Below are 15,298 nucleotides of genomic sequence, written 5' to 3' on the forward strand. Positions count from 1 at the left end.
GAGTTTTTCCATGGCGCGCCCGGAGCGTTGGACAACTGCAGTTCTGGATGTCGAGGCCGATGGTGGTTTGGCTGTGGTCCAGAGTGATCAGGGGTTTTTGCTGGATAGCAACGGGGTCATGTTCCCCAGAGGCTGGCTGGCGGGGCTGGATTTGCCAGTGCAGAGCGAGCACGGCATCGGCTATTTTGAGGGTGAGCCTGTCTACCTGCTGGTGCTTGAGCGCTCGGTTGTGGTCGAGGGCTGTTCCTGGCAAGGCTTGCGTCAGTTCATGCTGGAAGGCGATTTTGCGGTCTTCCAGATGCTCGGCTACGCCGCGCAAGTCAGCACCTGGGCCAGAGAACATCGCTTTTGCGGGGCCTGTGGTCGTGCGACGGTGCAGATCCGTGGAGAGCGGGCGATGTTCTGCGAGCACGACAACCTGCGTCTGTACCCGCGTATTTCCCCGAGCATGATCGTGCTGGTCACGCGGGGTGATGAAATACTGCTGGCCCGCTCACCACGTTTTGTCAGCGGCATGTACAGCGCGCTGGCCGGGTTTGTAGAGCCGGGCGAGTCTGCCGAAGACTGCGTGCACCGCGAAGTGATGGAAGAAGTGCAGGTGCGCATCAAGAATCTGAAATACATGGGCAGCCAGTGCTGGCCGTTTCCGCATTCGATGATGCTTGGCTTCCATGCCGAATATGACAGCGGTGACATAGTGCCCCAGGTGGAAGAAATCGAAGACGCACGCTGGTTTCATGTCGATGACTTGCCGCCGTTACCGGCCAACCGCTCTATCGCCCGCTATCTTATCGAGGCGTATCTGGCCGAGCGCTCAGGCGCCCCCGAACCAGTGCTGCCAGGCTAGGCGCACGGTCAGGCCCAATACCACGGTGATGAACACAGGGCGGATGAACTTGGCACCGCCCTTGATTGCAGTGCCTGCGCCGAAGTAGGCACCCAGCATTACCGCAAGGCCCATGCTCAGGCCGATGATGTAGTCCACCTGGCCGGAAAATATGAACACCGAAAGTGCCACGGCATTGCTGACGAAATTCATGCTGCGTGCCACGCCGCTGGCCTTGACCAGATCCACCGGGTAAAGCAGCAGCGTGCTGACTGTCCAGAAGGCACCGGTACCCGGCCCTGCAACACCGTCATAGAAGCCCAGCCCCAGCCCTTGTGGCAGTTGCCATTTCTTTTTGATCGGCGCGTTGCTGTCCAATGGTGCCTTGGGCGTGCCGCCAAACAGCAAGTACAGCCCGCAACCGAAGACAATGACCGGCAACATCTGGTTCAGCCATTCGGCTGGCAGGTAATGAGCAATGACCGCGCCAACTGCGGCACCCACCGCAGTGCCAACCACTGCGTGTATCCACTGCCTGGGGTGAAACAGTTTGCGGCGATAGAATGTGAAGCTGGCGGTTGCCGAGCCGAACGTCGAACTGAGCTTGTTGGTACCCAGCACCAGATGCGGCGGCAGGCCGGCCGTCATCAGGGCGGGTGTGGTAAGCAGTCCGCCGCCACCGGCGATGGCGTCTATAAAACCCGCGATGAACGCAACGACAGCAAGAATGGCGAGGGTGGTCAGGTCGACGCTGAGTTCAAAAGGCATGGTGGCAAGCGTGCTTATAGGAAAGGCGGGAGGGGGCAGAATGGCTGCCTGAACGTGGCGCATTCTACCCCCTTGCCAAGCGTTGCAGGAAGTCAGATATCGCTGAGCGCAACCCAGCGCTGTTCGGCGGCGGCGAGGCGAATGGCAGTCGCCAGACGCTCGATCTGCCAGGCTTCTTCGAAGTCCGGACCACGGCTGCCCTTGCCGCATACCGCAAGAATCAGTGCCTGTACCTCAAGTGCCTTGAGTTCGTTGTAACCCAGCTGGTGACCCGGAGCCGGGCAGAACGCCGCGTAACCGGGTTGCGCAGGACCTGCCAGAAGACGTTGAAAACCATCGCGCCCAACTGCGCCAGTGCGATAGATGCGCAGTTCGTTAAGGCGCTCCTGATCGAATGCCAGTGTGCCCTTGGTGCCGCTGATTTCGAAACTCAGGTGGTTTTTGTAGCCGTGTTTCAGCCAACTGCTACTGAACGTTCCGCGCGCACCATTGGCAAAACGCAGCAGTGCGTGGGTCTGGTCATCCACTGCGATGCTGCGCATTTCCTGGCTTCCGTTACTCGCAGGGCGTTGGCGGTGTACGGTGCTGGAGTCTGCGCAGACCGCTTCGACATCGCCCAGCAAATGGCGAGCCATCGCCAGCAAGTGACTGCCCAGATCGGCCAGCGCGCCGCCCGCATGGGCCGCTTCGCAACGCCACGACCAAGGGGAAGACGGACTAGCCATGAAGTCCTCGCTGAACTCACCCTGAAAACTGACGATATCGCCCAGTTCGCCCGCGTCGATCATTTCCCTGGCAAGGCCGATCATCGGGTTGTGCTGGTAGTTGTAGCCAACCTGAGTAACAACCCCGGCGGCCTTGGCGCTACGGCGCATTTCGTCGGCCTGGGCGAGGCTTACCGCCAGCGGTTTTTCGCAATACACCGCCTTGCCTGCAGCGATGGCGGCCATGGCCATGGGGAAGTGCAGGTGATTGGGTGTCGTGATCGCCACGATCTGCACCTGCGGATCACTGATCAGGTGCTGCCAGTCAGCGTGGCTGTGATCGAAGCCCCAGGCGCTGGCGCACTGCTCGGCCCTGACGCTGTCCGCATCCGCAAGGGCGGTCAGCCGAATGCGTGCCGGCAGATCAAGGGCGGCATTGGCATTGCCGAAGGCCAGGGCGTGGGCACGGCCCATGAAACCGGTGCCGATCAGCCCGATGCCCAGTTGCGCCTGCGACGTAGAAGGGGATTCCCGCATGACATTCTCCAGAGAGGATTGTTGTTATGCGGAAAATATATTCCATAAATTTAAAATATGGAAAATTAATTCATTTTTCGGCGTGGCAGTCAGTTCAAGCCATCAAGATAAAAATCCGCCGTCTACATTAAGCGCTACGCCGGTGGTGTAGCTGGATGCTGCGCTCGCCAGATACAAGACCGCGCCAGCCATTTCGCTGGGCGCTGCGACGCGTTTCAGCGGTATCTGCGCCAGGGCCATATTGAGAATCGCATCGTTCTTGACCAGCGCCGATGCAAATCGGGTATCTGTGAGACCCGGCAGCAGAGCGTTGCAGCGAATTCCGAACTCGGCGCATTCCTTGGCGAACACCTTGGTCATGTTGACCACCGCCGCCTTGGTCATTGAATAGACACCTTGATAGGCACCTGGCGACACCGCATTGATGGATGCAACATTGATGATGCTGCCACCGCCGCCTTCGCGCATCAGCTTGCCGGCTTCTACCGACATGAAGAAATAGCCGCGAATATTCACGTCGATGGTCTTTTGAAACGCGCTGAGGTCGGTGTCCAGCACATTGCAGAACTGCGGGTTGGTGGCGGCGTTGTTGACCAGTATATCCAGGCGTCCGAATTGCTCGCGAATCTGGGCGAAAACGCTGGTTATCTGCTCCATCTCGCCGATATGGCAGGCAATCGCCGTTGCCTTGCCGCCCTCGCTGATGATGGCGTCGGCAACCGCCTGACACCCGTCGAGCTTGCGGCTCGACACAACAACATGTGCGCCTTGCTGAGCGAGCAGCCTGGCAATGGCTTCACCGATTCCCCGGCTGGCACCTGAAACAAAAGCAACCTTGCCATCAAGGTCGAAAAGCTGGGTTCTGGACATGTCGTTTCCTTGTCTTGGCGTTAGCGGTCAAAGGCTGGATTTGGTGATCACATTCAGGCTCATCTGCTCCAGCAGCCTGTTCATGTCAATGAACCGGGCAAAGCGCTTGTCCTGAGTCTGTCCATGGAAAAACCGGTAGTAAATCTGTTGCACGATACCGGCCAGACGAAACAGGCCGTAGGTGTAGTAGAAGTCGAAATTGTCGATACGGATCCCCGAACGCTCGGCGTAATAGTCGACGAACGCCTGGCGCGTCAGCATGCCGGGGGCGTTGCTCGGCTGGCGGCGCGTCAACTGAACCGGTAGCGGGTCGTCAGCCTGGACCCAGTAGGCGAGGGTATTGCCCAGGTCCATCAGCGGATCACCGAGCGTGGTCAGTTCCCAGTCCAGCACGCCGATGATGTTCATCGGGTTGTCAGGATCGAGGATCACATTGTCGAAGCGATAGTCGTTATGCACGATGCTGGAGATGGGCGAGTCGGCGGGCATTTTGTCTGCCAGCCAGGCCTGGACCTGCTGCCATGCCGGGGCGTCAGGGGTTCGCGCTTTTTCATAACGCTCGGTCCAGCCCGAAATCTGCCGCTGCACGTAACCCTGGGGCTTGCCCAGATCACCCAGGCCGCACGCCTGGAAGTCAACGCGGTGCAAGTCCACCAGTTTGTTGATGAAGCTCTTGCACAGGTCTTCGGTCTGTCGTGCATCCAGCGCCAGCTCGGGCGGCAGGTCAGAGCGCAGGATGATGCCCTTGACGCGCTGCATCACGTAAAACTCCGAGCCGATCACTGACTCATCCGTGCAGTGCAGGTACGCTTGCGGGCAATAGGGGAAGGCATTCCTGAGCTGGTTGAGAATGCGGTATTCACGACCCATGTCATGTGCCGATCGCGCCTTGTGTCCGAACGGTGGGCGCCGCAGCACCAACTCGCGCTCGGGGTACTGAATCAGGTAGGTCAGGTTCGATGCGCCTCCGGGGAACTGACTGATCGCCGGGGTGCCATGCAGATCCGCCAGATGCGCCTTCAGGTACGGATCTATCAGGGAGGCGTCCAGTTCTTCGCCGCTGCGAATCCCGGTGGACTGGTCAGTCAGTGCCATACGTATACCTTGTGTTTATTATGGTCAGCTAAAACTATTGACTAATCTAATGATCGTCTAATTCGCGAGCAAGCTCGCGGCAGCGTTATAGACTAGCGTGTTGCCGGGCAATCAGCGGCTCTGATTGCTGCTTTGTACAGAACGGCACAGACAAAAAAACCGAAGCCGGCGGGGCTTCGGTTTTTTGGTGGTGCTACCTGCAAAGCGCCAGGTGTTTAAACCGGGAACAGTTCGCTGAGCTTCATGGCCAGCATCATGTCGCCTTCGGCGCGCAGCTTGCCGCCCATGAACGCCTGCATGCCATCGGTTTCGCCGCTGACAATGCCCTTGAGGGTTTCGCTGTCCATGACCAGGGTCACGTTGGCGTCCGGGTTTTCGCCTTCCTGCAATTCGCAGGTGCTGTCCTTGACGATCAGGGCGTAGTGTTTGTCTTCGTCGGTAATATTGAAACCGAAGACCAGGTCCAGACCGGCAGCAGCAGCCGGGTTGAACTTGTTCTTCATGGTTTGTACGGCGTCTGCTACTGAGGTCATGTCTTGATCCTTTTGTGGTGAGTACTTGCGTCCGCAAGGACGCGATTGGCCGGGCTCAGCGATAGGTAATGAGCTCCGGCGTCTTCAGCAGTTGCAAGTGTGTGTAACCGTTGAAGGAAGCCAGGGTAACGTCGTTGCCTTTGAATTTGAGCTGATGCAGCGAAGTGTTGACGATATGCCAGTGCAGCTCCAGTGCCTTTGCTGCAGGCATTCCGGTAACAAGGTGGAGCAGGGCAGTAATGGTGCCGCCGGACGTGAACACGGCAATGCGCTCATGTGGACCTGCGTCCTGAAGAATTCTGTCCAGGCCTGCCTTGACGCGGTCCACGAAACCTTGCCAGCTTTGCAGCCCCGGCGTGTCGTGCTCGCCACTCAGCCAGCGTTTGGTGATCAGGTTGAACAACCGGTGAAACCCTGCAGGGTTGCCAGCGACGTCGCGCAGAATATCCAGCGCTTGCGGCTCATCGACAAGCATCGCGGGTATCAACGCCCTGATCACGCCCTCAGCGTCGAATTCATCGAAAGCGCTGTCGAGCTGCACGGGAGGCGTTTCGATACCTGCTTCGGTGTACTGGCCCAGCACATGCTGTGCGGTGTCTTTCTGGCGCAGAAGCTCACCCGATACACACCGGTCAAAGGTCATGCCCGACTGCGCGAGGTGAGCCCCCAGCACCTGTGACTGACGAACACCCATAGGCGACAGTACGTCGTAATCGTCTGCACCAAATGAGGCCTGGCCATGTCGTATCAGGTAGATGCTGCCCACGTCCGTGTCGTCTCGGTACGTTGAAGGTGGGTCGAGGTTATGAGGGATGCCGGGCGACTGTCAATGAAAAAACATACGCTCGTTTGAAATCACCGTTTTAATGGTTTGTAACGGCTCGATAGCTGGTGCGTCGCACAGGGCGTCGGTATGCTGCATTCATTGGGGCCCTTGATTGGTAAGGGCCTGACGCAAATGAGGGATATTCGTGGATTTCGTTGTCGATTACGCAAGTTTTCTGGCTAAAACCGTGACGCTGGTAATCGCCATCGTGGTGGTGTTGGTTGCCATTGCGTCCATGCGTGGCAAGGGACGTCGCAAAACGGCGGGGCAGCTCCAGGTCACCCGGCTCAATGACTTCTATAAAGGCCTGCGTGAGCGGCTTGAGCAATCCTTGCTCGACAAGGAGCGCCTCAAGGCACTGCGCAAAGAGCAGGGCAAGGCCCTGAAAAAAGAAAAGAAGCAGGCAGAGCCAAAAGCCCGTGTCTATGTGCTGGATTTCGACGGGGACATCAAGGCCTCGGCTACTGAAAGCATGCGTCATGAAATTACCGCTCTGCTGACGCTGGCCACCGACAAGGACGAAGTGGTCCTGCGTCTGGAAAGCGGTGGCGGCATGGTGCACAGCTATGGTCTGGCGTCCTCGCAACTGGCACGCATTCGGCAGGCCGGTATTCCACTGACCGTATGCATCGACAAGGTTGCGGCCAGTGGCGGGTACATGATGGCCTGCATCGGCAACAAGATCATCAGCGCACCGTTCGCCATTCTCGGGTCCATCGGCGTTGTTGCGCAGTTGCCCAACGTCAATCGCTTGCTGAAGAAGCACGACATCGATTTTGAAGTGCTGACCGCGGGTGAATACAAACGCACCCTGACGGTGTTTGGCGAAAACACCGAGAAGGGTCGCGAGAAATTCCAGCAGGACCTGGACATCACCCACGACCTGTTCAAGAACTTCGTTGCCAGCTACCGCCCGCAATTGTCCATCGACGAAGTGGCCACGGGCGAGGTATGGCTCGGCATGGCCGCGGTCGACAAGCTGCTGGTCGATGAACTAAAGACCAGCGACGAGTACCTGGCCGAGCGCGCCAAGGATGCAGACGTGTTCCACCTGCACTACGTGCAACGCAAAAGCCTTCAGGAACGCATGGGGATGGCTGCAGCCACCTCGGCGGATCAACTGGCTGCTAAGTGGTGGGGACGTTTGACTCAGCAGCGGTTCTGGTAGGTGTAAATGACAAGGTGGCCTGAGTCGAGCCTCAAGTTACCCGATATCACAGAACCGCTGTGTGACGCAAAGCGTCACGAACTGCATGCCGACGCGGAGCGTCGGCACGATCGTCATCCACCTGACCTCACAGGACAAGCGTGTGACGCAGAGCGTCACGAAAGGCATTACCACGCGGAGCGTGGGAACGAGAATCTGAGCCGAACGCCAATCCCCTGACACCACAGAACCACGAACTGCATGCCTACGCTTAGCGCAGGCATGATAGTCATCTCAAGTGAGCACAGAGACGATAATGCAGGTCGCCTGAATCAGCGGCGCCGGAACAGCGGTAGCGGCTCGTCGGTTGCAGCCTGATAGGTGACCGAAAAGTCCTTAAGGCCTTCCAGCGCCTCGTACGGGTCCTTGTCGGCACGTACCGCGAACGCATCGAAGCCACAGCGGCGCATGTAGAACAACTGATCGCGCAACACGTCGCCGATGGCGCGCAATTCGCCCTTGTAGCCAAAACGATCACGCAACAGGCGCGCATTCGAGAAGCTACGACCGTCAGTGAAAGCCGGAAAGTTCAGGGCTATGACCTGAAACTGGTCCACATCTGCTCCGATCTCTTCAGCTTCTTCATCACTGTCCAGCCATACGCCAAGGCCGCCGTCACGTGCCTTGAGTGCGTGAGCGTGTTCACGCCAAAGCGCCAGCGGCACGATCAGGTCATCAGCGTTCGACAGGCTGTCAAAGGTGGTTTCCTTCGGCAACAGGTGCCAGGTTTCATCAATGACTTCGTTGTTCTTAATGATTCGCTGCATAGACGCGCTCCTTGAAAGGGTCAATGCCAATACGTTGGTAGGTGTCGATAAAGCGCTCGTCTTCGGTACGTTTTTCAACGTAGACGTCAATCAGCTTCTCGATCACGTCCGGCATCGCCTCCTGGGCAAAGGAAGGGCCGAGGATCTTGCCGAGGCTCGCATCGCGGCTGGCACTGCCGCCGAGTGAGACCTGGTAGAACTCTTCACCTTTCTTATCCACGCCCAGCACGCCGATATGGCCGACATGGTGGTGGCCGCAAGCGTTCATGCAGCCGGAAATGTTCAGGTCCAGCTCGCCGATATCGAACAGGTAGTCCAGATCGTCGAAGCGGCGCTGGATGGATTCTGCAATCGGAATCGATTTGGCGTTGGCCAGCGAGCAGAAATCACCGCCAGGGCAGCAGATGATGTCGGTCAGAAGACCAATGTTCGGTGTGGCAAAACCATTGTCGCGCAGCTCGTTCCACAGGCTGAACAGCTCGGCCTGCTCGACGTCAGCCAGGATGATGTTCTGCTCGTGGGAAGTGCGCAGTTGACCAAAGCTGTAGCGATCGGCCAGATCGGCGATGGCGTCCAGCTGCTTGTCGGTCACGTCGCCCGGCGCAACGCCGGTTGGCTTGAGCGACAGGGTCACAGCAATGTAGCCAGGCTTTTTGTGGGCCAGCACATTGCGTTGACGCCAGCGAGCGAAGCCTGGGTGCTGAGCGTCCAGAGCTGCCAGTTCGGCGTGCTGGTCGCTGAGAGCCTTGTATTGCGGGTCGACGAAGTGCCGGGAAACGCGCTGCACTTCGGCTTCGGTCAGGGTGGTCTGACCGCCACGCAAGTGAGCCATTTCGGCGTCTACCTTGGCGGCAAAAACCTCAGGCGTCAGTGCCTTGACCAGAATCTTGATCCGCGCCTTGTACTTGTTGTCGCGACGGCCATAACGGTTGTAGACCCGCAGGATAGCGTCGAGATAACTCAGCAGGTCCTGCCATGGCAGGAATTCATTGATGAAGGCACCGACAACCGGCGTACGGCCAAGGCCGCCACCCACCAGTACGCGGAAACCCAGCTCGCCGGCTTCATTGCGCAACGGCTCAAGACCGATGTCATGCACTTCGATGGCGGCGCGATCACTGGTCGAGCCGTTGATTGCGATCTTGAACTTGCGCGGCAGGTAAGCGAATTCGGGGTGGAAGGTGGTCCACTGACGGACGATCTCGCACCATGGGCGCGGATCTACCAGTTCGTCTGCCGCCACACCGGCAAACTGGTCGGTGGTGACGTTGCGCAGGCAGTTGCCACTGGTCTGGATAGCGTGCATCTGCACGGTCGCCAGTTCAGCGAGAATATCCGGTACATCTTCAAGCGCAGGCCAGTTGAACTGTACGTTCTGGCGGGTACTGATATGCGCGTAGCCCTTGTCGTAGTCACGGGCAATTTTGGCCATCATGCGCGCCTGACGCGAGGTCAGCTGGCCGTATGGAACCGCCACACGCAACATGGGCGCGAAGCGCTGGACATAAAGACCGTTTTGCAGGCGCAACGGTCGAAACTCTTCTTCGCTCAGTTCCCCGGCCAGGTAGCGTCGGGTCTGATCCCGGAACTGCTTGACGCGGTCCTCGATGATCTTCTGATCGTAATCGTCGTATACGTACATATAGGTCCTGTTCTCAGGCTTCGTCATGAAGCAGGGCAGTGGCGTCAGTCCGGGCACACGCCCGTCACTCGCGGTAGCCTGCTTCATCTGGTCAATTCTGCGCGCACGGCCGCGCACTCCGTCGGGAGCGAAGGCGACGATAGCAGTTTGCAGATATCGATAAAAGTGATGTTTATATATATGCAAATCACTAAAAGCGATAAGCAAAACCCCGTCCGTGCATATCCCTGCTTGCCGTGTGGGCAAGACTCGACTTAACTGAACGTTGACCGATGCCGAGCAGGTGTCGGAACACTCCTATTCATGTGCAATCACCCACAAGACCGACAAGAGGCGATGCGATGAGCAAGCACCCGAAAGTAGCCAAGCCAGGCAGATCCGTGGACACCTGGGCCATTTTATTCATTGTCATTCTGGCGGTAGGCGCAGCGATGTTCTGGGCCAGCAGCCAGTGAAGGGCTGATAAAGAATCTGCCGGAGTCTCCAGAACCTTGCTGCCGCAGCCGATAACACGCTCGTAGTGCTAAATCCCTGCTGCTTCAAGGTTCGTTGATATGAAGGCGTTACATGCTGGCTGGCTGTTACTGTGCAGTTGTCTCTGGGGCGGGGCGACACATGCCGCCTCGGTGGTATTTCTGAACCCCGGCGCACCATCCGATGGCTATTGGCAGAGTTACTCCCGGGTCATGCAGACGGCTGCCGACACCACCGGCATGTCACTGAAAATACTCTATACCGAGCGCGACACCCGCAAGTTGCTCGATCTGGCGCGAGCGGCGCTGCAAGGGGATGAGCGCCCGGATTACCTGTTGTTTTCCAATGAGTTGAATATCGCCCCTGAAGTCCTGCGCATGTCCGTGGGCAGCGGGGTCAAGCTGTTTGCCGTCAACAATACGCTGACCGAGGACCAGATTCGGATTCTCGGTGATCTGCCATCGCGTTATCCGGACTTCATCGGCAGCCTGGTGGGCAACGATGAACAGGGCGGCTATCTGACGGCAAAGCGGCTTATCAGTCTCGCGGCGCCTGGCGCAGACGGTCAGGTCATCGACATGCTCGCGTTTTCCGGGACCAACACCACGCCCGTTTCCCTGTTGCGTGAAAAAGGCATGCTGCGTGCCCTGTCAGAGCACCCAGAGGTGCATCTACGGCAGATTGCGCTGGGTGGCTGGCGCCGTGATCGCGCGCTCGAGCAGGCGCGCGTGCTGTTCAATCGCTATCCGCAGACACGCCTGGTGTGGGCTGCCAACGAGCAAATGGCGTTCGGTGCGATGGATGCATTGCGCGAGAGCGGCGGCAAGCCGGGGCAGGACGTGCTGTTCAGTGCGATCAACGGCACGTCGCTTTCACTGCGGGCTCAGCTCAATGGCAGCCTGAGTGTCGTGGCTTCAGGGCATTTCACCCTGGGCGGGTGGGCCATCATTCTCTTGCACCACTATGACACTGCTCAATGGCAGGCCCGGCAACAGATCGGCACACGAATCATTGATGTGATTCACGTGGTCGAGCCACAGGATGCGCAGCGCTTTCTGGATGCCGCCCGGGACGAGCATTACCGGCTCGATATCCAGGCATTCAATATGGAAGCTTCTGGCGAAGCGTCGCCATTTTCGCTGAAAGGCATGTTGCCGCCTGACCACTCAGGCGGCAGATAACCGGTCAGGCGTTACTCGTCGTAGCCCAGGTTGGGTGCCAGCCAGCGCTCGGTGACGCTCAGGTCCTGGCCTTTGCGGGCGGTGTAGCTTTCGACCTGATCCTTATCCACCTTGCCTACCGCAAAGTACTGCGCCTGAGGATGGGCAAAGTACCAGCCGCTGACGGCCGCAGCCGGGAACATTGCGTAGTGCTCGGTCAGGAACACGCCGCTTTTGCCGGGCGTATGTTCGGGTGTGCCTTCCGGCAGCGGGTCGAGCAGGGCGAACAGGGTGCCTTTTTCGGTGTGATCGGGGCAGGCCGGGTAGCCGGGAGCCGGACGAATGCCCATGTACTGCTCCTTGATCAACGCCTCGTTGTCCAGCGCCTCGTCTTTGGCGTAACCCCAGTATTCCTTGCGCACCTGCTGGTGCAGCCATTCGGCACAGGCTTCGGCCAGACGGTCGGCGAGTGCCTTGACCATGATCGAGTTGTAGTCGTCGCCCTTGTCCTGATAGGCCTTGGCAACTTCTTCGGCACCAATGCCGGCGGTGGTGATGAAGCCACCGATGTAGTCGGTCAGGCCACTGTCTTTCGGCGCGACGAAGTCGGCCAGCGAGAAGTTCGGCTTGCCGTCAGGCTTTATGGTCTGTTGGCGCAGGTGATGCAGCTTCGCCAGCGGCTTGCCGTCGTCGCCATAGACCTCCAGATCATCATCGTTGACCTGATTGGCTGGCCAGAAGCCGAATACTGCACGGGCGCTGATCAGTTTCTCGTCGATCAGCTTGCGCAGCATCTGGGTGGCGTCCGCATACAGCGCGGTGGCCGCTTCACCGACCACTTCGTCGGTCAGGATGCGCGGGTATTTACCGGCCAGGTCCCAGGAGATGAAGAACGGTGTCCAGTCGATGTATTCGGCCAGCACGTTCAGGTCGATGTCCTGCAGTACCCGCGTGCCGGTGAAGGTCGGCTGGGCAGGGGTATAGTTTTCCCAGTCGAATTGCGGCTTTTTTGCCACTGCCGCGCCATAACTCAAACGCTCGGTGCGCGCGCTGCGTGCCGAGGTGCGCTCACGTACTTCGACGTATTCCAGACGGGTCTTTTCAATAAAGGCCGGCTTCAGCTCTTTCGACAGCAACTGGGTCGCGACGCCGACCGCTCGGGAAGCATCGGTGACGTAGATGACTGCGTCATTGCTGTATTTAGGCTCGATCTTCACCGCCGTGTGCGCCTTGGATGTGGTCGCGCCGCCGATCATCAATGGCAGGTGGAAGTCCTGGCGCTGCATTTCTCTGGCGACATGGACCATTTCGTCCAGTGACGGCGTGATCAGGCCGGACAGGCCGATGATGTCGCATTTCTCGTCGCGGGCCACTTGCAGGATTTTCTCTGCAGGCACCATCACGCCCAGGTCGACAATGTCGTAGCCGTTACAGCCCAGTACTACGCCGACGATGTTCTTGCCGATGTCATGTACGTCGCCCTTGACCGTCGCCATCAGGATTTTGCCCTTGGCTTCGGGCTTGTCGCCCTTTTCCAGCTCGATGAACGGAATCAGGTGCGCCACTGCCTGCTTCATCACGCGCGCGGACTTGACCACCTGAGGCAGGAACATCTTGCCTGCGCCAAACAGGTCACCGACCACGTTCATGCCCGCCATCAGCGGGCCCTCGATCACTTCGATAGGGCGGGTGAATGCCAGGCGCGACTCTTCGGTGTCCTGGACGATGTGCGTGGTGATGCCCTTGACCAGCGCGTGTTCCAGACGCTGATTGACCGGCCAGCTGCGCCATTCCTCGGTTTCGGCCTCCTTGACGCTGCCATCACCCTTGAACTTGTCGGCAATTGCCAGCAATGCATCCGTGCCCTCGGGATTGCGGTTGAGCACTACGTCTTCGACGCAGTCACGCAGTTCAGCGGGAATCTGGTCGTAGATTTCCAGCTGCCCGGCGTTAACGATGCCCATACTCAGGCCATTGCGGATCGCATGCAGCAGGAACACCGAGTGGATCGCTTCACGCACCGGGTTGTTGCCACGGAACGAGAACGACACGTTGGACACCCCACCCGAGGTCAGGGCATACGGCAGCTCGTCACGGATGTAGGCGCAGGCGTTGATGAAGTCCACGGCATAGTTGTTGTGTTCTTCGATACCGGTAGCAATGGCGAAGATGTTCGGGTCGAAGATGATGTCTTCCGGTGGGAAGCCCACTTCGTTGACCAGAATGTCGTAGGAGCGCTTGCAGATTTCCTTCTTGCGCGCCTCGGTATCGGCCTGACCCTGTTCGTCGAAGGCCATGACCACCACGGCCGCACCATAGCGCTTGCACAGGCGGGCGTGATGGATGAACTGCTCGACGCCTTCCTTCATGCTGATGGAGTTGACGATGCCCTTGCCCTGGATACATTTGAGACCGGCCTCGATCACTTCCCACTTGGAGGAGTCGATCATGATCGGTACGCGGGAAATGTCCGGCTCGCCTGCGATCAGGTTGAGGAAGGTCACCATGGCCTTCTTCGAGTCGAGCATCCCTTCGTCCATGTTGATGTCGATCACCTGGGCACCGGCTTCGACCTGCTGCAGGGCGACTTCCAGCGCTTCGGTGTAGTTGTCTTCACGAATCAGACGGGCAAAGCGGGCAGAGCCGGTGATGTTGGTGCGCTCGCCGACGTTGACGAACAGCGACTGACGATCAATGGTGAACGGTTCCAGGCCCGACAGGCGGCAGGCTTTTGGAATGTCCGGAATTTCGCGTGGCGCGTAGCCCGAAACAGCCTCGGCAATCGCCTTGATGTGCGCTGGCGTCGTACCGCAGCAGCCACCGACGATGTTCAGGAAGCCGCTTTGCGCGAACTCTTCGATGATCTTCGCCGTCTGGCTCGGCAGCTCGTCGTATTCGCCAAAGGCGTTGGGCAGACCGGCGTTGGGGTGCGCAGATACATGGGTGTTGGCCTTGTTGGCCAGCTCTTGCAGGTAAGGGCGCAGCTCGCTGGCACCCAGTGCGCAGTTCAGGCCGACCGAGATCGGTTTGGCGTGACTGATCGAGTTCCAGAACGCTTCGGTGGTCTGGCCGGACAGGGTGCGCCCCGAGGCATCGGTGATGGTCCCGGAGATCATGATTGGCAGTTCAAAGCCCACTTCTTCGAACACGCCCTGCACGGCAAAGATCGCCGCCTTGGCGTTGAGGGTGTCGAAAATGGTCTCGATCAGGATCAGGTCGGCGCCGCCCTCGATCAGCCCTTTGGTCGCTTCGGTGTAGTTCTCGACCAGTTCGTCGAAGGTCACATTGCGATAGCCGGGGTTGTTGACGTCCGGCGATAGCGAACAGGTGCGGCTGGTAGGGCCCAGCACGCCCGCCACGAAACGCGGTTTGTCCGGGGTTTCCAGTGTCTTGGCGTCTGCGACCTTGCGCGCCAGGCGTGCACCTTCGACGTTCAGCTCGTAGACGATCGATTCCATGCCGTAATCGGCCTGGGAGACCTGAGTGGCGTTGAAGGTATTGGTTTCGAGGATGTCGGCACCGGCATCCAGATAAGCCTTCTCAATGGCGCCGATCACGTCAGGTCGGGTCAGGATCAACAGGTCGTTGTTGCCCTTTACATCACTTGGCCAATCGGCGAAGCGCTTGCCCCGATAATCCTGCTCTTCAAGCCTGTAGCTCTGAATCATGGTGCCCATGCCGCCATCGAGGATCAGAATCCTCTGTTTCAGAGCAGTAAGAAAGGCTTGATGGCGGGCGCTGCGGTCAGACATGGGGGCTACCTTGAGAAGGTCGATACTTTAAAGGACGGGATGATAGCAAACCGGAACGGTTTTGGTGGTGCTGCGGCTTTTGCATGAAAATCATTCATGTTGGAGGCAATTACGGCCTAGTAGAATTGTTCCATTTT

The 15,298-nt window shown here is 58.7% G+C and carries 12 protein-coding genes; 3 read left to right on the top strand and 9 right to left on the bottom strand.

Annotation, left to right across the window (positions count from 1 at the left end):
• The first annotated feature begins 10 nt into the window (after positions 1-10).
• Positions 11-847 (top strand): NAD(+) diphosphatase, encoded by an 837-nt coding sequence (gene nudC / locus KP808_RS11805; RefSeq protein WP_122259049.1) that lies wholly within the window; start codon positions 11-13, stop codon positions 845-847.
• Here the strand turns inward: nudC and KP808_RS11810 are convergent.
• The 6 genes from KP808_RS11810 to KP808_RS11835 form a co-directional block, all read right to left on the bottom strand.
• Positions 815-1,594 (bottom strand): TSUP family transporter, encoded by a 780-nt coding sequence (locus KP808_RS11810; protein ID WP_058401471.1) that lies wholly within the window; start codon positions 1,592-1,594, stop codon positions 815-817. The genes nudC and KP808_RS11810 overlap by 33 nt on opposite strands.
• Before the next feature lie 92 nt (positions 1,595-1,686).
• Entirely contained in the window at positions 1,687-2,835 is a 1,149-nt protein-coding gene (locus KP808_RS11815) for a Gfo/Idh/MocA family protein (protein WP_230018547.1), read from the bottom strand.
• A 102-nt stretch (positions 2,836-2,937) separates the two neighbouring features.
• Positions 2,938-3,705, bottom strand: a complete 768-nt coding sequence (locus tag KP808_RS11820; protein WP_005743582.1) for an SDR family oxidoreductase — start codon at positions 3,703-3,705, stop codon at positions 2,938-2,940.
• A 27-nt stretch (positions 3,706-3,732) separates the two neighbouring features.
• Positions 3,733-4,800 carry a phosphotransferase family protein gene (locus KP808_RS11825; protein ID WP_230018549.1) on the bottom strand — a complete coding sequence of 356 codons (1,068 nt, stop codon included), beginning with the start codon at positions 4,798-4,800 and terminating at the stop codon, positions 3,733-3,735.
• Between the two features lie 215 nt (positions 4,801-5,015).
• The gene (locus tag KP808_RS11830; RefSeq protein ID WP_055008848.1) at positions 5,016-5,333 is read right to left on the bottom strand and encodes an SCP2 sterol-binding domain-containing protein; all 318 of its coding nucleotides are present in this window, start codon (positions 5,331-5,333) and stop codon (positions 5,016-5,018) included.
• Positions 5,334-5,388: 55 nt separating this feature from the next.
• On the bottom strand, positions 5,389-6,099 hold the full coding sequence (locus KP808_RS11835) for a histidine phosphatase family protein (protein ID WP_122259046.1): 711 nt from the start codon (positions 6,097-6,099) through the stop codon (positions 5,389-5,391).
• A 205-nt stretch (positions 6,100-6,304) separates the two neighbouring features.
• Here KP808_RS11835 and sohB point away from each other — a divergent pair, with 205 nt between their 5' ends.
• A complete protein-coding gene (gene sohB, locus KP808_RS11840) occupies positions 6,305-7,327 on the top strand; it encodes a protease SohB (protein WP_058401476.1) in 1,023 nt (340 codons plus the stop codon).
• Between the two features lie 311 nt (positions 7,328-7,638).
• Here the strand turns inward: sohB and KP808_RS11845 are convergent, their stop codons facing one another.
• Positions 7,639-8,133, bottom strand: coding sequence for a DUF934 domain-containing protein (locus tag KP808_RS11845; RefSeq protein WP_054988720.1), 495 nt, complete (start codon positions 8,131-8,133; stop codon positions 7,639-7,641).
• Positions 8,117-9,775: a nitrite/sulfite reductase gene (locus KP808_RS11850; RefSeq protein ID WP_058401568.1), complete on the bottom strand. Its 1,659-nt coding sequence runs from the start codon at positions 9,773-9,775 to the stop codon at positions 8,117-8,119. Before KP808_RS11850 ends, KP808_RS11845 begins: the two co-directional genes overlap by 17 nt.
• Positions 9,776-10,329: 554 nt before the next feature.
• On the opposite strand from KP808_RS11850, the gene KP808_RS11855 reads away from it, so the two are divergent.
• Positions 10,330-11,430: an ABC transporter substrate-binding protein gene (locus KP808_RS11855; RefSeq protein WP_058409385.1), complete on the top strand. Its 1,101-nt coding sequence runs from the start codon at positions 10,330-10,332 to the stop codon at positions 11,428-11,430.
• 11 nt (positions 11,431-11,441) lie between these two features.
• Here KP808_RS11855 and metH read toward each other — a convergent pair whose 3' ends face one another.
• The gene (metH, locus tag KP808_RS11860; RefSeq protein ID WP_058409384.1) at positions 11,442-15,161 is read right to left on the bottom strand and encodes a methionine synthase; all 3,720 of its coding nucleotides are present in this window, start codon (positions 15,159-15,161) and stop codon (positions 11,442-11,444) included.
• Positions 15,162-15,298: the final 137 nt, after the last annotated feature.

The sequence above is a fragment of the Pseudomonas savastanoi genome, from assembly GCF_020917325.1.
Taxonomy (GTDB): Bacteria; Pseudomonadota; Gammaproteobacteria; order Pseudomonadales; family Pseudomonadaceae; genus Aquipseudomonas; species Aquipseudomonas amygdali.